The sequence below is a fragment of the Brucella sp. 22210 genome (assembly GCF_052045675.1).
Taxonomy (GTDB): domain Bacteria; phylum Pseudomonadota; class Alphaproteobacteria; order Rhizobiales; family Rhizobiaceae; genus Brucella.
Window position 1 is genome coordinate 248,625 of sequence record NZ_JBQEPD010000002.1, and the last position, 15,660, is coordinate 264,284.

Consider the following 15,660-nt stretch of genomic DNA (forward strand, 5'->3'; position numbering starts at 1 on the left):
CCCATGGCTACGGGAACAGTTAAGTGGTTCAACACGACCAAGGGTTTCGGCTTCATTCAGCCTGACCAGGGCGGCACGGACATTTTCGTTCACATCTCTGCCGTTCAGCGCGCTGGCCTTGCCACGCTCAACGAAGGTCAGAAGGTCTCTTACGAGATCGTGCAGGATCGCCGTTCGGGCCGTTCGTCTGCAGACAACCTCGTCGCAGCCTAATACATTTAGCGGCTGGATGTTCCATCCGGCTTTGCCTGAATGTGGCTCAAAATATTGGAGCGCCGATCTGATCGGCGCTCTAATCATTTGTACTGTTTGAAAATTCTCAAGGCAGCCAGTCAAGCGCCACATGGCCCGGATGCGCAGCAACGCGCTTGAGCCAGGCCTGGATCGCCGGATATTGCTGCATATCAAAGCCGCCCAGATGCGCCTCATGCGTATAGGCATAGAGCGCGACATCGGCGACCGTATAGGCATCACCGACCAGATAGGGCGTCTTCTCAAGCTGCGTTTCCATGACGCCAAGCGCCGTGTTTCCGCCGTCCTGCAACGCGGCGAGACGTTCCGGCGTCGCCAGTTGCGCCCGTTCCGGATAAAGCCGCAATGCACGGCTCACCGCCACGAAGGGCTCGTGGCTATATTGTTCGAAAAACAACCACTGATAGACCAGCCCACGCTCATAGGCGTCAGCGGGCAGAAACGCCGTGCCCTCAGCCAGATAGAGAAGCATCGCATTCGATTCCGCCAGCAGGCGTCCATCATCCAGTTCAAGCAAAGGCACCTTGCCATTGGGGTTCCTGGCCAGATAGTCCGGCTGGCGTGTGGAACCGTCCCGCGACGAAACTGTCACGTGGCGAAAAGGCTTGCCAAGCAGGGCAAGCAGCAGGCGGGGCTTGTAACAATTTCCTGAATCGGGTTGTCCGTAAATGGTCAGCATCGATGGCTCCTGTTTCGCAGCACTATCTCTGCCTGCGTCACGGCCTGTCCAATCAGTTTCATTGAGATATTATGTCAGCAAGACTGATCTATCCGGCACTTTTCGCAACACATTTTCGAGAAAACCCCGAAATACCGGCCAAATGCCAATCCATCTGTTGCGATTCCTCTGCCGATGCGACATAGAAAATTCGCAAAACCGCACCGTTCCCAGTGCGGTTAACAGAGCCTGCCATCTATGGAGATCTATCATGGCATTTCTCGCCGACGCCCTTTCCCGTGTAAAGCCATCTGCGACCATCGCGGTCAGCCAGAAAGCACGCGAACTGAAAGCCAAAGGCAAGGACGTGATCGGTCTCGGTGCGGGCGAACCCGATTTCGACACGCCGGACAATATCAAGCAGGCCGCCATCGACGCGATCAACCGCGGCGAAACGAAGTACACGCCTGTTGCCGGTATCCCTGAGCTGCGCAAGGCCATCGTCGCCAAGTTCAAGCGTGAAAACGGTCTCGACTACACGCCGGAGCAGGTCATCGTCGGCACGGGCGGCAAGCAGATCCTGTTCAACGCCTTCATGGCCACGCTGAACCCAGGCGATGAAGTCATCGTGCCTGCGCCTTACTGGGTCAGCTATCCGGAAATGGTCGCGATCAACGGCGGTACGCCGGTGTTCATCAACACCAAGATCGAAGACAATTTCAAACTGACCGCTGCCGATCTGGAAAAGGCCATCACGCCGAAGACCAAGTGGCTGATCTTCAACTCGCCGTCCAACCCGACCGGCGCTGCCTATACGGAAGCCGAGCTGAAGGCGCTGACGGACGTTCTCGTGCGTCACCCGCAGGTCTGGATCCTGACGGACGACATGTATGAGCATCTGGTCTATGGCGATTTCGTCTTCACGACGCCTGCCCAGGTCGAGCCGTCGCTCTATGAGCGCACGCTCACCATGAACGGCGTTTCCAAGGCCTATGCCATGACCGGCTGGCGCATCGGTTACGCCGCTGGCCCGCTGCAGCTTATCAAGGCCATGGACATGGTGCAGGGTCAGCAGACCTCCGGCGCCTGCTCGATTGCCCAGTGGGCTGCGGTTGAAGCACTCAACGGCACGCAGGACTTCATCCCGAAGAACAAGGAAATCTTCCAGGCTCGTCGCGATCTGGTCGTATCGATGCTCAATCAGGCCAAGGGCATCCAGTGCCCGACGCCGGAAGGCGCATTCTACGTCTATCCGTCTTGCGCTGGCCTGATCGGCAAGAAGACCGAAGCTGGCAAGGTTATCGAAACCGACGAAGATTTCGTCACCGAGCTGCTCGAAGCAGAGGGCGTTGCCGTGGTTCACGGTTCGGCCTTCGGCCTCGGACCGAACTTCCGCATTTCCTATGCAACGTCCGACGAGCTGCTCGAAGAAGCCTGCAACCGCATCCAGCGCTTCTGCGCTAGCTTGCGCTAATCACTTCGAAACGATGAATGACAAAGGGGCCTCAGGGCCCCTTTTTCGTATCTGTGCTTCGATTGCGTACCACCAAGAACGGCAGCCGTCTGCGACCTGTCAGAACGGACAGCTGGCACGTAACCGCTATTTGTAGTTTGTTCGGGTTAGAGCATTTCCAGCAAAAGTGCGTAGCGGTTTTGCGTAGGATAATGCGTCAAAACAAATAGATAGAGCGGTTCCACGATTCCGTTTTAACCGGAACCGCTCTAGCCATCACGGCCAAGAAACAGGCGAAAAGCCAAAAAAAAAGCCAGACAAATGTCTGGCTTTGAGTTTTGAAGGTGCCTTTGAGGCAAACCTCCAGAGGGGAACACTCAGCCCGCGCAAATGGGAGGAGGAAACGCGGCGCTGAGATGATTGTTATATGCTCCCTGCTCATGATTTTTGCAATGCAACTTTAGCGCAATGCTGCCATGCGTTTACTGCATAGCTCAAACATGATATTATTTATTTTAAAATCAATCAGTTAGCATAAAAATACTCGCCGGGAAGTGGCGTGCGCTCAAATTCGAGCGCCTACGGAACAGGCATTGATACAACCGAACTGCCTGCAAAATCAGCAAATCACCTTCCGCTGATTCCCCACAGAAGATGTCACCCAACTGTCATCGCAGCGCATCAGGACTGTCACACAACAGGCCTAAAAGCGCCGGCAGAAGCCACTGCATAAGTATAAGCAGCGGCAAACGCAGCCTTTAGAGTGCGTTTCGGATCGATGACATCAAACCGTGCTCTAAGGTGTTGTTTAAGAGACATTATCTCGACGCCAAATATTCTTATTTGACTAAGGAGTGCTCTGAACGGCTCCGCTGCGATCATCCCACAAGCCACGAGGGAGCGCGCCCATGCGGATCGTTCAAATCACCGACACCCATCTCAGCCCGATCAAGACGCATTTCAACCCGAACTGGGAACCGCTCGTGGCCTGGGTCGAGCAGCAGAAGCCCGATCTCATCATTCACACCGGCGATCTTGCCGTTGACGGCGCCGATATCGAAGCCGATCTCGAATTCTGCCGCAGCTGTTTCGAACAGCTCTCCGCCCCTGTTCTCAGCGTGCCGGGCAACCACGACATCGGCCATCTGCCGGAAAGCCACCAGCCGGTCAATGCCGAGCGCCTTGCGCGCTGGCAGCGCCATATTGGTCCTGACCGCTGGGCAAAGGACCTCGGCGAATGGCTGATCGTCGGCCTCAACAGCCTGATCATCGGAACCGGCAGTGAGGAAGAGGAAGAACAGTTCCAGTGGCTGGAAAACGTTCTGGAAAACGCAGACGGCAAGCCCGTCGCCGTCTTCGCGCATAAGCCGCTCTTTGTTGATGATCCCGAAGAAGGCGACAGCGGCTATTGGGGCATTCGCCCGGTTGCGCGCCAGCGTCTCTACGATCTCTTCGCACAATATAACGTGCAGCTTCACGCCAGCGGCCACCTGCACCGCGCATGGAAGGGCGAAGCTTTCGGCACCAGCTATATCTGGGGACCGGCGGCGGCCTTCATCGTTGGCGCCATGGAGCGCGACCTGCCGGGCGAACGCATTCTCGGCGCTGTCGTGCACGAACTTGGCGAAACGGCGACGAGCACCATCGTCCGCATCGAAGAACTGACGCCTTACGTGATCGACGACGTGGTGCATGAAGTCTATCCGCATCATAGCGGCGACGGCGAGAAGGTCAGCGAAGAGGCAAGCCAATGAGCACGCTGGCCATTCGCGATATCGGGAAGTCCTATGGCGGCAACCGCATTTTGGACGGCATCAGCATTGACGTGGCGGAGGGCGAATTCATCGCCCTCGTCGGCCCGTCGGGCTGCGGAAAGAGCACGCTTTTGCGCATTCTTGCCGGTCTTGATCATGCCGACGAAGGCGATGTTTCTCTTGCAGGCCGCGACATCACTGGCGCGCATCCTGCCGACCGCAATATCGCGATGGTCTTCCAGTCTTATGCCTTGTACCCGCATCTGACCGCGGCGCAGAACATCGCCGTGCCGCTGGCCATGCGCGACATGACCACGGCTGAACGCCTGCCCTTCGTTGGACCGTTGGTTCCCGGCCAGCGCGCCAAGCGCGCCGCGATCCAGAAGCAGGTGAAAACCACCGCTGCCAGCCTGAAAATCGATCATCTTCTCGACCGCAAGCCCGGCCAGATGTCGGGCGGACAGCGCCAGCGTGTTGCGCTTGCCCGTGCGCTCGTGCGCCAGCCCGGCGTTTTCCTCATGGATGAACCGCTGTCCAATCTCGATGCCAATCTGCGCGTTCACACCCGCGCCGAGATTGTCGATCTGCATCGCCGCGCCGGCGTTCCGACGATCTATGTGACGCACGATCAGGCCGAAGCGCTCAGCATGGCCGACCGTGTGGCCGTCATGATGGGCGGCAAGCTGCTGCAAATCGATACGCCGACCGCGATCTATAACGACCCGCGCCATATCGAAGTGGCCCAGTTCATTGGCACACCGCGCATCAACATTCTGGACGCTCTCGTCAGCGATCAGGGCAGCGTTCATTTCGCTGGCCGTCCCATTCTTCAGAACGTCGCTGCTTATGCGGGCACAACGATCCGCGTCGGCATTCGCCCTGAACATTTCCGGCTGCTGCCGCATGACAAGACCGGAATCACCGGGACAGTGTCACGCATCGAGTTTCTCGGTTCCGAAGTGCTCGTCTATGTGAAGGCGCCGGGCTCGGTGCAGGAACTGATCGTCAAGCTCGATCCGGTCAAGGCTGATCATATCGCACCCGGATTGCCGGTTGGCCTGCATTTCGATGCAGATAACGCCTATCTCTTCGGCGATGACGGCGCACGTCTGCGTCAGCCCGCTGGGAATGTGGTGACCATCGCTCCGGTGGAAAAGGCAGTGGCTCATGTCTGACATCGCCCTTGCCCGGCCCGGCACAGTCAGCGCCCGCACTGCCGCCAAAAACGCGCAGCGGCGCGAAGAGCGACTGGCCTGGAAACTCGCCTCCCCAGCCATTCTCCTGACGGTGCTTCTGATCCTTCTGCCGACCGCAGCAGTTGTCTTCTGGAGCTTTACCAATTTTGAGCTTGGCTATGCCGGTTTCGAATTCATCGGCCTCGACAATTATGTCGAGCTGTTCAGCGACCGGACCTTCCTCATTTCCTTGAAGAACACAGCGATCTATACGGCCATTGTCGCACCGGCTTCAGTGTTTCTCGGCCTTGGCGTCGCGATCCTCATTGAAGGCGAAGTGCGCGGAAAGTCATTCTTCCGCACCGTGTATTTTCTGCCAGTTGCCTCATTGCTCGTTGCCATGGCGACTGTCTGGCAATATCTGCTCCATCCCACGCTTGGCCCCGTCAATGCGCTGCTCGGCATGATCGGCATTACCGGCCCCAACTGGCTTGGCTCCAGCGACACGGCTTTGATCAGCCTTGCGCTGATCGGCGTCTGGCAAAGCGTCGGCTTCAACATGGTGCTGTTTCTGGCGGGCCTCACCGCCATTCCGCGCGAGCTTTACTCCGCTGCTGAAGTGGACGGTGTGAAAAGCAGCTGGGAGCGCTTTCGCCTTGTCACCTGGCCCTTGCTCGGACCGACGACGCTGTTCGTCACGACGATCAGCATCATCAATGCCGTCAAGGTTTTCGAGACCGTGAAGACGCTCACCGAAGGCGGTCCGAACAAGGCCACCGAAGTCCTGCTCTGGACCATCTATCAGGAAGGCTTTGTCTTTCTCCGCGTCGGTTACGCCTCGGCCATGACCGTGATTTTCCTCGCCGTGCTGATTGTCCTGATGCTGCTCCAGTTCCGTGTGCTGGACCGCCGCACGCATTATTGAGGAGACCTCCCATGTCACTCGCCCGTTCGTTTCGCCTCGGTCTTCTCTCCTTTGGCGCGCTGCTTTTCCTCGCGCCCTACATCTTCATGCTGTCCACCGCAGCCAAGTCGCAGCAGGACATTTTCTCGTCGTCGCTGTCGCTGATCCCGCATAACTGGGCGCTCTGGGACAATGTCACCAAAGCCCTCACCCGCGTGCCTATGGGGCTGCTGCTGTTCAACGGCGTCGTCGTCTGCGGACTGGTGCTGGTGGTGCAGGTGGTGATCGCCATTCCATGCGCCTATGCCATGGCGAAACTCAACTTTCGCGGCCAACGCGCCATGATGGTTCTCGTCATGCTGGGGCTGCTGGTTCCGATCCACGCAACCGCGCTGCCCTTCTATGTCGGCTTCAACCAGCTTGGCGTGCTGAACAGCTATTTTGCCCTGAGCGCACCGTTCTTCATCTCGGTGTTCGGCATATTCCTGTTCCTGCAATTTTTCCGCGCCATGCCCGATGATCTCATCAGCGCCGCCCGCCTCGACGGCATGTCGGAAGCAGGCATCGTCATGCGTGTGATCGTGCCGAATGCCTGGCCCGCCATCACTGCCTTTTCCATCTTTTCCGTCGTCGCGCACTGGAACGACCTGTTCTGGCCGCTGATCGTCGTCAACGGGATGGAACGCGCCACGCCGCCGCTCGGCCTGCTCTACTTCCGCGCTGCCGAAGCCGGTGACGACTACGGCGCACTGATGGCCGCGACGCTCATCATCACCTTGCCCCTGCTGCTGGCATTCCTTGCCGCCCAGCGCCGCTTCATCGAGGGCATCACCCTTACCGGCCTCAAAGGCTGACCTCTTTCGCCTATCCCACTCACAGGAGTTGATCATGAAACGCCTTGCAAGCGCACTTGGTGCCCTCGCTACCCTGACCCTCGCCACCGGCCTCGGCTCGCCTGCCTTTGCCGACACCACGCTCAACGTGCATTATCCGATGCCCGGCTTCTTCAAGGATGTCATGGCCGACATCTCCAAGAAGTTCATGGAAGAAAATCCGGACATCAAGATCAACTTCGTCAGCCCTTCCGCCACCTATGAGGAAGGCATCCAGACGATCATGCGTCAGGCTGGCACGTCGGAAATGCCGGATATCACCTTCACCGGCCTCAACCGCCTGCGCGTTCTTGCCGAACGCAATATCGGCGTCGACATGAAGCCGCTGGTCGACAAGGAAAAGGATATGGAAGCGCAGGGCTTCACCGATCATATCCTCAAGCTTGCCCGCGTCGGCGACCGTCAGGTTGGCCTTGCTTTCGCAACCTCCAACCCAATCATGTACTACAATGCCGACCTCGTGCGTGCAGCTGGTGGCAACCCCGACACGCCGCCCACCACCTGGGACGAAGTGATCGCGCTCGGCGGCAAGATCAAGGCGCTCGGCAACGGCAATGAAGGCATCGACTTCCGCTGGCAGGGCGACGACTGGATGTTCTCGGCACTTCTGTTCGGCGCGGGCGGCACCATGCTGACCGAAGACGAAAAGAAGGTCGCCTTTGACGGACCGGAAGGCCTTGCAGCGCTGAAGCTCGTTGACCGCATGGTCAAGGAAGGCGGTATGCCGGTTCTGACCAAGGCTGCTGGCGAACAGGCTTTTGCTGCTGGCAAGGTGGGCTTTGCCTTCCAGACCACCGGCGCATTGCGCAACACGATCAAGAATGTCGGCGACAAGTTTGATATGCGCACCGCAAAGATCCCACTCATCAACCCGGGAAAGGGTCGTCTGCCAACCGGCGGCAATGCGGTCGTGATCCTCACCGAAGACCAGTCGAAGGTCGATGCCGCGTGGAAATTCGCCAAGTTCGCCGCCGGTCCTTACGGCGCTTCGGTCGTGGTTCCGGGCACCGGCTACGTGCCGAACAACGATCTGGCCGCCAAGTCGGATGAATATCTCGGCAAGTTCTATGAAGAAAACCCGCTCTTCAAGGCCGGTCTCAGCCAGATGTCGATCATGGTGCCTTGGTATGCCTTCCCCGGCTCCAACGGCGTGAAGGTGACGCAGACCATCGTTGACGGTCTCTCCCGTCTGGTCGAACAGTCTGCCACCCCGGAAGATGTCCTCGCCGACACCGCCAAGGACGTGCAGCGTCTCCTGCCGCGCAAGTAACAGCGCAAACGCCTTCTGCCCTCGTCCTTCGAGACGCGCCTTCGGCGGCTCCTCAGGATGAGGGAGTGTAGGCGACGGCCCTGCCTTAATGCCTAGCAAGCACCTCGCCCAGACACACCAAAAACAAAAGGCCGCGCTGGCAAACCAGCGCGGCCTTTGCATTTCCATACGGATGGAATCAATAGGTCCAGTTGCGCGCCTTGGAGAACAGGAAGTCTCTGAACGCATGCAGCTTGGCGGAATTCTTCAATGCTTCAGGATAGCAGAAGAATGTGTCGAAGGACGGAATTTCCTCCAGCTCCGGCACGAGCTGCACCAGACCGGATTCTTTGTCGGCCATATAATCCGGCAGCACGGCAATGCCGACGCCACGCTGTACGGCGCGGCGCACCGACAGAAGATTATTCACCTGCAAGGCCGGGATGCGCGTGCTGCCATCAGTGCGGCCTGCAACTTCCAGCCAGTTCAAACCGGTCAGATAGCTTGGAGCCGGCTCGCCGAATGTCACGATACGATGCTGGTCGAGTTCATCGATCGAGTTCAGCTTGCCATATTTCGAGACATAGCCCGCCGATGCGTAAAGATGCATATGCACCGTGAACAGGCGACGCTGGATCAGGTCCGGCTGCTGCGGCTGGCGCAGACGCAAGGCGCAGTCCGCGTGACGCATGGTCAGATCCAGCTCCTCATTATCGAGGATCAGCTGAAGGTGGATATCCGGATAGAGCTCGACGAATTCCTGAATACGCTCGATCAGCCAGCCAGAGCCAAGGCCCACCGTCGTGGTGACGCGCAGGCGTCCCGTCGGCTTTTCCTTGCTCTCGGCCAGCTTGGAGCGAACATTTTCCAGCTTCATCAACACGTCATGCGCCGTGCGATAAAGCGTTTCGCCCTGTTCGGTCAGAATCAGCCCGCGCGCGTGGCGGTGGAACAGCGGCACGCCGACATCCTGTTCCAGCGCACTGACCTGACGCGAAATAGCCGATTGCGACAAATGCAATGTCTGCGCGGCATGGGTGAACGACCCAGCTTCTGCCGCGGCATGAAAAATGCGCAGTTTATCCCAGTCGAGCGGTGCGACCACGATTTCCCCCTCGTTACTCCGCCGCTTCGTGCAGCGGTTCCTGTGCGGCCAGCCAGCGCTCGGCTTCGAGCGCTGCCATGCAGCCCATACCGGCGGCGGTCACGGCCTGCCGGTAAATATCGTCGGTGACGTCGCCAGCGGCATAAATACCCGGAACATCGGTGGCGGTGGAATCGGGCGCAGTCCACAGATAGCCGTTTGGCTTCTGCTTCAGCTTGCCTTCGAACAGCGACACGGCAGGCGCATGACCGATGGCGACAAAGACGCCATGCGTGTCGACGTCGGTGGTTTCACCCGTCACGACATTCTTCAAACGCACGCCAGTAACGGTCGCGCCCATCGGCGGCTTGGCCTCAGTGCCAAGAATTTCATCGATCACACTGTTCCAGACCACGCTGACATTGGCGCGCGACAGGAGACGATCCTGCATGATCTTTTCTGCACGGAAACCGTCGCGGCGATGCACCACGGTCACGCTCTTGGCGATGTGCGACAGGTAAAGCGCTTCTTCGACAGCCGTATTGCCGCCGCCGACCACAACCACATCCTTGCCGCGATAGAAGAAGCCGTCACAGGTCGCGCAAGCCGAAACGCCACCGCCCATGAAGGTCTGTTCGCTGTCGAGGCCAAGCCACTTGGCCTGTGCACCGGTCGCGATGATCAGCGCGTCACAGGTATAGACCGCGCCGGAATCGGCCTTCAGGCGGAACGGACGCACCGCGGTTTCAACCTCGGTGATGATGTCATGAACGATTTCCGCGCCGACATGTTCTGCCTGCTTGGCCATCTGTTCCATCATCCATGGACCCTGCACCGGTTCGGCATAGCCCGGATAGTTCTCCACATCGGTGGTGATCATCAACTGACCGCCCTGCTGGAGACCAGCAATCACGATGGGTTTCAACATGGCACGAGCTGCGTAAATCGCAGCAGTATAACCAGCAGGACCTGAGCCAATGACAATGACGGGCGCATGACGCTGAGACATGAGGTTCCTCTCCGGTCCTAAAATCGATTTAAAGCGAGGGGCGCATGACTGGCCGGAATCGCTTTCGCACCCGGCATATCTGTGCCCTGATATTATGGCCAAGGTAGGTCTGCCCTTTTCCGTTTGCAAGGTTTGACGGGCATTTGCTGCGCTTTAGCCACAGCTTGTGACACTTAGGTGATAGGAAGCGCCTCCCCGCATTGCGACGAGGTCGATCTCACGTTAAACAGACAGGAAAAACAACGCCCAACTGTCCGCAAATCGCTTCACAAACGGCCGGAGACGACCGCCATCTACAAGACAGTCGCCAATATCTGCGCGCGCTTCGGCCTCATCATGGCGGCCGCCATGCTCCTGCCTGCCGCAATCGACTTGCGCGACGGCAGTGACGACTGGCTGATCTTCGTACGCTCGGCCGCAGCCACCGGCGCGCTTTCCGCACTGATCCTGTTTGCGACGCAGAACCAGTCAACCCGCTTCACGCCGCGCCTCGGCTTTCTGCTGACAGTCTGCATCTGGCTGACCGCGAGTTTTCTCGGCTCGATACCGCTTTACTTCTCACATCTTCCGATCAGCTACGCCACCGCCTTTTTCGAAGCCATGTCCGGCGTGACCTCCACCGGCGCGACCGCGCTGACCGGCCTCGACAATATGCAGCGCGGCATTCTGCTCTGGCGCTCTCTTCTCTGCTGGATCGGGGGCATCGGTTTCATCGGCTTGGCGCTTCTGATGCTGCCGTCGCTACGTGCCGGCGGTCTTGCGCTTTTTCACATGGAAAATTCCGACAAGTCGGAAAAGATCCTGCCGCGCATGAACCAGATCGCGCTGGGTATCATTCTGGCCTATCTGAGCCTGACAGCTGCCTGCATCATCAGCTATTTCATGGTTGGAATGAGCGTGTTCGACGCCATCAATCACGGCCTGACGACCGTGGCCACGGCTGGCTTCTCCACGCATGACAACTCGCTCGGCTTTTACCACGGCAACCGCCTGCTGCTGGTCGTCGCGACCGTGTTCATGATTCTCTCGGCCCTGCCCTTCGTGCTGTATATCAAGGCTTTCATGCCCAAACGGCTGGAATCGTTGGCTGATCCGCAGGTCAAATTGTTCTTCACCATCGTGATCGGCTTCAGCTTCATCCTTGCCGTTGTCTTGCGGCTTGGCTTGGACGTGCCCTTTGGCGACGCGCTGATTTCGGCCTCGTTCCACTTCGTGTCCGTCATCACGACCACCGGCTATGCGACGGAAGATTATTCGCTCTGGGGGCCGCCCGCCCTTGGCATTTTCTTCCTCGCCTCGTTTCTCGGAAGCTGTGCTGGTTCCACGTCGGGCGGCATCAAGATGAACCGCCTGATCATCCTGTGGAGCCTGACACAAGCGAGCCTTTCCCGCCTTATCGTGCCACATGCCGTCACCAAGATGCGCTATGGCTCATCGGAGATTTCAGGCGAAATCGCCCAGAACGTGCTGCTGTATCTCTTCCTCTATTGTTCATCGCTGGTGATTGGCGCGGTGCTTCTGGCGTCACTCGGCCTCGACTTCGTGTCGGCCTTCACCGGCGCGCTGACTGCGCTCTCCAATGTCGGCCCCGGCCTTGGCGAAACAATCGGTCCGGTTGGCAATTTTTCCACCATCCACGACCCGGCTCTCTGGGTCCTGTCCTTCCTCATGCTGGCAGGACGACTGGAGCTTGTGACCGTATATATCCTGTTCACACGCGCTTTTTGGGTGCGTTGACAGAGCTTTAGATGGTTTACACGCCACGGACTCATTTGATATTAGCATGATTAGATTGCGCCACGACGGCGCTGGATATTCTATAATTACGCTCGAATGAAATTTCCTTGCGCGCGGAGTCATGCATGCCGATCAAGGCCGATCTGGACGAAATCGATTGGAAAATCCTGCGGGAGCTCCAGAACAACGGGCGCATCACCAATGTCGAGCTGGCCGAACGGGTTGGCATTTCGGCCCCTCCCTGCCTTCGCCGGGTCCGTAAACTCGAGGAAAGCGGCGTCATTCGGGGCTATCGCGCCATTCTCAACGGCAATTCGCTCGGACAGGATCTGGTCGCGTTCTGCTCGGTTGGTCTGCATCGTCAGGCCGATGCCGATCTGAAGGCTTTTGCAGAGAAATCCAAGCACTGGCCGCTGGTACGCCGCGCGTGGATGGTTTCGGGCGAGTCCGACTTCCTGCTTCATTGCGTTGCGCGCGATCTGAACACGTTCCAGACCTTCGTCATCGAAGAGCTGACCGCAGCGCCAAATGTGGACTCTGTCCGCACCGCGCTGACCATTCGTCCGGTCAAGGACGAACCTTTGATGATTCTCTGAATCTGAATACTAAGACGTAAGTGCTTAAAGCCGGGAACAATTAGCTCCCGGCAAAAACTCGCTCATAAACACCACTGATTGCAGCGGCTTCTTTTTCAAGCGGGAAATTGGCGCGCACATGGGCGAGCGCTGTTTCGCCGTCGCGCTCGGCCATGGCCGGGTCTGCGAGATAAGGCTCGATGGCCTTGCGCAAGGCTTCGCCATCTCCGGCAGGCACGAAACTGCCGGTCCCTTCCACGATCATTTCGGAATAAGCGCCAGCGTCACTTGCCACCACGGCAGTCTTCGATGCCATGGCTTCGAGCGGCGTGAGGCCAAAACCCTCATTGCGCGACGGCGCAACATAAAGCGTCAGGCGGCGATACCAGACCCGAATATCGGGAACTTCGCCTAGAATGAGAATGCGGTCCTGCAAACCGGCAGCGGTAATCTTTGCCTTAAGGCCATCCTCGAAGGATTGATGCTCCGCCGTGGTTCGTCCGGTGATGATCGCCGTCCACTCCGGATAGTGCGGCAGAAGCGCAATCATCGCATCGACGAAAAGATCGGTGCCCTTGGAATGCCGCACGCGTCCGAAACAACCGATTGCATACTTGCCCGGCAGGCCGGACGCGGCAAACGTATCTTCCTCGCCAACCGGCGGATGAAAGCGTTCCAGATCGATGCCATGCATGATGACCTCATGCGGCACTTCCAGAAAACTGCCCGAGCGCCCGCTGGTGGCGATGACCGCCTTCATGCGGCGGATAAGCCATTTGGTGAAAGGCTTGTGATTGCGCTGCGCCGCCGAGGTAAACACCAGCCGGAGTTTCATACGCAGAACATGACGCATGAAAATACCGGCGAGCATTTCGATATTGCGCCGCGCATGCCAGATCCTGAAGCGCCGCTTTTTGGGCGCTGACCAGAACGACAAAAGCGCAGCCCATCCCAGATGCGGCAGGCTGTCCGGCAAACCCGGTCCCATTGTCGCAATGTTCAGCCCCTTTGCACGCTGCAAAGGAATGAGCTGCACAATCGTCGAGGTTACGCCGGAAAGGCGCTGCTTGAAGTTGGGAGCGACAACCTCGACACTCTGAACGGGAACCTGGTTTGAATGGAGCACAGCGATCAGACGAATTTCAGCGTAACGATCTCGTAGGAACGCGATCCGCCCGGTGCATTGACCTCAATCGTATCACCTTCCGTCTTACCGATCATGGCGCGCGCGATTGGCGACGAAATCGAAATGCGGCCTTCCTTCACATCGGCTTCCTGATCGCCGACGATCTGATAGACCTTCTCTTCTTCGGTGTCTTCGTCGATCAGCGTGACCGTCGCGCCGAATTTGATTCGGTCGCCGCTCAGCTTGGTAACGTCGATCACTTCGGCGCGCGCAACGACATCTTCCAGCTCGTTGATGCGGCCTTCATTGAGGCTCTGGGCTTCCTTGGCAGCGTGATATTCGGCGTTTTCCGACAGATCGCCATGGGCACGCGCTTCAGCGATAGCCTCGATGATCCGAGGACGCTCGTTTTGCTGACGCCAGCGGAGCTCTTCCTTGAGCTTTTCGAAACCGCGAGGGGTCATAGGGAACTTTTCCATACCCAGTCCTTTCCTTCGCCCGGCGCCCGCCTCTTCACGAGAACTCAACGCGCCGGTAGTTTGGTTGCCCGCCGCACCCCGCCAGCGAAACCTCGCTGCAAGGTGCCCTCCGGGAGCTGCAACACCCCCCGATACACAAAAAGAAAACGGTCACCGAAACATCCGTTTCGGAACCGTTCAAACGACTAATTCGCGGAACTATAGCAGTTTTGACGATCTTTTCACGCGGAAAAAACCTCCCCTGTCAAATCTCCGGACAAAGAGCCTGTTTCAGGGCCGCATCTGCAGTGATGTCGCAGAAAGCAGACGCCCCTTGCCGCCCCACCCGGCTTTTGCCTATAGGTGAGGCAATTTCCGGCGACCAAATGGGCCCGGACCTTCTTCTTTGCAATCCGAGGCCATGATGACGCGCACGCAAGCCAATTTTGTCCTGCTTCTGGCTGGCGTGATCTGGGGCATGGGCTTTGTCGCCCAGTCGACCGCCATGGCCAGCATCGGACCATTCCTGTTTATCGGCATTCGTTCCGCCATTGCCGCGCTGACCGTGCTGCCATGGGCGCTTGCCGAAGGCCGTCGTGCGCCTGCCCGTTTGAAGTCTTCCGACTATAGATATTTCGTTGTCGTGGGCGCCGTGCTCTTCACCGGCTTGCTGCTGCAACAAATCGGCCTCATCACCACCTCGGTCACCAATGCCGGTTTTCTGACCGGGCTTTATGTCGTGATGGTACCGGTGCTGGGCGTGCTTTTGTTCCGCATATGGCCGCATCCGGTCGTCTGGCCAAGCGCCGCCTTCTGTCTGGCCGGGATTTTCCTGCTGTCGGGCGGGGAGCTGACCGCGCTCAAGACCGGCGACTGGCTGGTGATCTGCGGCGCAACTTTCTGGGCCTTGCAGGTGCTGTTGATCGGCCGCGCCAACCGCGCTGGACGCCCGATCATGCTGAGCTGCGTTCAGTTTGCCACCGCCGCCGCTATCGGACTGGCCGGAGCATCGCTGCTCGAAGGTTTCAACTGGGACGCCATCGCCCTGACATGGAAGGAAATCCTGTTCACCGGCGTGTTCTCGTCAGGCATCGCCTTCACGCTGCAAGCCATCGGCCAGCGTTACACGACCTCGGCGCAGGCTGCGATCTTCCTGTCTTCAGAAGCGCTGTTCGCGGCCATGTTCGGCGCGATCTTCCTTGGCGAACGGCTGAGCTTCATCGGTTTCATCGGCTGCGGCATGCTATTTGCGGCCATGCTGGCCGTCGAGCTTGTCCCGATGTTCTGGAACCGCAAGGATGAACCGGTTCCAGCGACGGAACCGGCTAATTAA

At 58.5% G+C, this 15,660-nt stretch carries 15 protein-coding genes; 10 read left to right on the forward strand and 5 right to left on the reverse strand.

What is annotated here, in order from left to right; translation table 11 throughout:
- Window positions 1–3 precede the first annotated feature (3 nt).
- A complete protein-coding gene (locus ACTJKP_RS04075; RefSeq protein ID WP_078338706.1) occupies window positions 4–213 on the forward strand; it encodes a cold-shock protein in 210 nt (69 codons plus the stop codon).
- Between the two features lie 106 nt (window positions 214–319).
- On the opposite strand, the gene ACTJKP_RS04080 is transcribed toward ACTJKP_RS04075, so the two are convergent.
- On the reverse strand, window positions 320–931 hold the full coding sequence (locus ACTJKP_RS04080; protein ID WP_440629774.1) for a glutathione S-transferase family protein: 612 nt from the start codon (window positions 929–931) through the stop codon (window positions 320–322).
- A gap of 250 nt (window positions 932–1,181) precedes the next feature.
- On the opposite strand from ACTJKP_RS04080, the gene ACTJKP_RS04085 reads away from it, so the two are divergent.
- From ACTJKP_RS04085 to ACTJKP_RS04110, 6 genes are all read left to right on the forward strand, one after another.
- On the forward strand, window positions 1,182–2,384 hold the full coding sequence (locus tag ACTJKP_RS04085; RefSeq protein ID WP_440629775.1) for a pyridoxal phosphate-dependent aminotransferase: 1,203 nt from the start codon (window positions 1,182–1,184) through the stop codon (window positions 2,382–2,384).
- Window positions 2,385–3,271: 887 nt separating this feature from the next.
- Complete coding sequence (locus tag ACTJKP_RS04090) at window positions 3,272–4,117, forward strand: metallophosphoesterase family protein (protein ID WP_440629776.1); 846 nt, start codon at window positions 3,272–3,274, stop codon at window positions 4,115–4,117.
- A complete protein-coding gene (locus tag ACTJKP_RS04095) occupies window positions 4,114–5,292 on the forward strand; it encodes an ABC transporter ATP-binding protein (RefSeq protein ID WP_078338711.1) in 1,179 nt (392 codons plus the stop codon). The genes ACTJKP_RS04090 and ACTJKP_RS04095 overlap by 4 nt, the downstream gene beginning before the upstream one ends.
- Window positions 5,285–6,217, forward strand: a complete 933-nt coding sequence (locus ACTJKP_RS04100; protein ID WP_440629777.1) for a carbohydrate ABC transporter permease — start codon at window positions 5,285–5,287, stop codon at window positions 6,215–6,217. Before ACTJKP_RS04095 ends, ACTJKP_RS04100 begins: the two co-directional genes overlap by 8 nt.
- Window positions 6,218–6,228: 11 nt before the next feature.
- The gene (locus tag ACTJKP_RS04105; RefSeq protein WP_078338712.1) at window positions 6,229–7,050 is read left to right on the forward strand and encodes a carbohydrate ABC transporter permease; all 822 of its coding nucleotides are present in this window, start codon (window positions 6,229–6,231) and stop codon (window positions 7,048–7,050) included.
- Window positions 7,051–7,084: 34 nt separating this feature from the next.
- Window positions 7,085–8,359 (forward strand): ABC transporter substrate-binding protein, encoded by a 1,275-nt coding sequence (locus ACTJKP_RS04110; RefSeq protein WP_440629778.1) that lies wholly within the window; start codon window positions 7,085–7,087, stop codon window positions 8,357–8,359.
- A 178-nt stretch (window positions 8,360–8,537) separates the two neighbouring features.
- On the opposite strand, the gene ACTJKP_RS04115 is transcribed toward ACTJKP_RS04110, so the two are convergent.
- Window positions 8,538–9,443, reverse strand: a complete 906-nt coding sequence (locus ACTJKP_RS04115; RefSeq protein WP_078338714.1) for a LysR family transcriptional regulator — start codon at window positions 9,441–9,443, stop codon at window positions 8,538–8,540.
- A gap of 13 nt (window positions 9,444–9,456) precedes the next feature.
- Entirely contained in the window at window positions 9,457–10,431 is a 975-nt protein-coding gene (gene trxB / locus ACTJKP_RS04120; protein WP_440629779.1) for a thioredoxin-disulfide reductase, read from the reverse strand.
- Window positions 10,432–10,767: 336 nt separating this feature from the next.
- On the opposite strand from trxB, the gene ACTJKP_RS04125 reads away from it, so the two are divergent.
- The gene (locus tag ACTJKP_RS04125) at window positions 10,768–12,168 is read left to right on the forward strand and encodes a TrkH family potassium uptake protein (protein WP_113533529.1); all 1,401 of its coding nucleotides are present in this window, start codon (window positions 10,768–10,770) and stop codon (window positions 12,166–12,168) included.
- Between the two features lie 125 nt (window positions 12,169–12,293).
- Window positions 12,294–12,764, forward strand: a complete 471-nt coding sequence (locus ACTJKP_RS04130) for an Lrp/AsnC family transcriptional regulator (protein WP_078338716.1) — start codon at window positions 12,294–12,296, stop codon at window positions 12,762–12,764.
- Window positions 12,765–12,804: 40 nt separating this feature from the next.
- Here ACTJKP_RS04130 and ACTJKP_RS04135 read toward each other — a convergent pair whose 3' ends face one another.
- Together ACTJKP_RS04135 and greA are read right to left on the reverse strand one after the other, a co-directional pair.
- A complete protein-coding gene (locus ACTJKP_RS04135) occupies window positions 12,805–13,869 on the reverse strand; it encodes a glycosyltransferase family 4 protein (RefSeq protein ID WP_440629780.1) in 1,065 nt (354 codons plus the stop codon).
- A 5-nt stretch (window positions 13,870–13,874) separates the two neighbouring features.
- Window positions 13,875–14,348, reverse strand: a complete 474-nt coding sequence (gene greA / locus ACTJKP_RS04140; protein ID WP_078338718.1) for a transcription elongation factor GreA — start codon at window positions 14,346–14,348, stop codon at window positions 13,875–13,877.
- A gap of 403 nt (window positions 14,349–14,751) precedes the next feature.
- Here greA and ACTJKP_RS04145 point away from each other — a divergent pair, with 403 nt between their 5' ends.
- Window positions 14,752–15,660 carry a DMT family transporter gene (locus tag ACTJKP_RS04145; RefSeq protein WP_440629781.1) on the forward strand — a complete coding sequence of 303 codons (909 nt, stop codon included), beginning with the start codon at window positions 14,752–14,754 and terminating at the stop codon, window positions 15,658–15,660.

Coding starts and splice junctions, on each gene's coding strand:
- trxB (WP_440629779.1), bottom strand. CDS start 10,431: ATGTCTCAGCGTCATGCGCCCGTCATTGTCATTGGCTCAGGTCCTGCT.
- ACTJKP_RS04080 (WP_440629774.1), bottom strand. CDS start 931: ATGCTGACCATTTACGGACAACCCGATTCAGGAAATTGTTACAAGCCC.
- ACTJKP_RS04125 (WP_113533529.1), top strand. CDS start 10,768: ATGGCGGCCGCCATGCTCCTGCCTGCCGCAATCGACTTGCGCGACGGC.
- ACTJKP_RS04075 (WP_078338706.1), top strand. CDS start 4: ATGGCTACGGGAACAGTTAAGTGGTTCAACACGACCAAGGGTTTCGGC.
- greA (WP_078338718.1), bottom strand. CDS start 14,348: ATGGAAAAGTTCCCTATGACCCCTCGCGGTTTCGAAAAGCTCAAGGAA.
- ACTJKP_RS04085 (WP_440629775.1), top strand. CDS start 1,182: ATGGCATTTCTCGCCGACGCCCTTTCCCGTGTAAAGCCATCTGCGACC.
- ACTJKP_RS04110 (WP_440629778.1), top strand. CDS start 7,085: ATGAAACGCCTTGCAAGCGCACTTGGTGCCCTCGCTACCCTGACCCTC.
- ACTJKP_RS04130 (WP_078338716.1), top strand. CDS start 12,294: ATGCCGATCAAGGCCGATCTGGACGAAATCGATTGGAAAATCCTGCGG.
- ACTJKP_RS04095 (WP_078338711.1), top strand. CDS start 4,114: ATGAGCACGCTGGCCATTCGCGATATCGGGAAGTCCTATGGCGGCAAC.
- ACTJKP_RS04105 (WP_078338712.1), top strand. CDS start 6,229: ATGTCACTCGCCCGTTCGTTTCGCCTCGGTCTTCTCTCCTTTGGCGCG.
- ACTJKP_RS04145 (WP_440629781.1), top strand. CDS start 14,752: ATGACGCGCACGCAAGCCAATTTTGTCCTGCTTCTGGCTGGCGTGATC.
- ACTJKP_RS04090 (WP_440629776.1), top strand. CDS start 3,272: ATGCGGATCGTTCAAATCACCGACACCCATCTCAGCCCGATCAAGACG.
- ACTJKP_RS04100 (WP_440629777.1), top strand. CDS start 5,285: ATGTCTGACATCGCCCTTGCCCGGCCCGGCACAGTCAGCGCCCGCACT.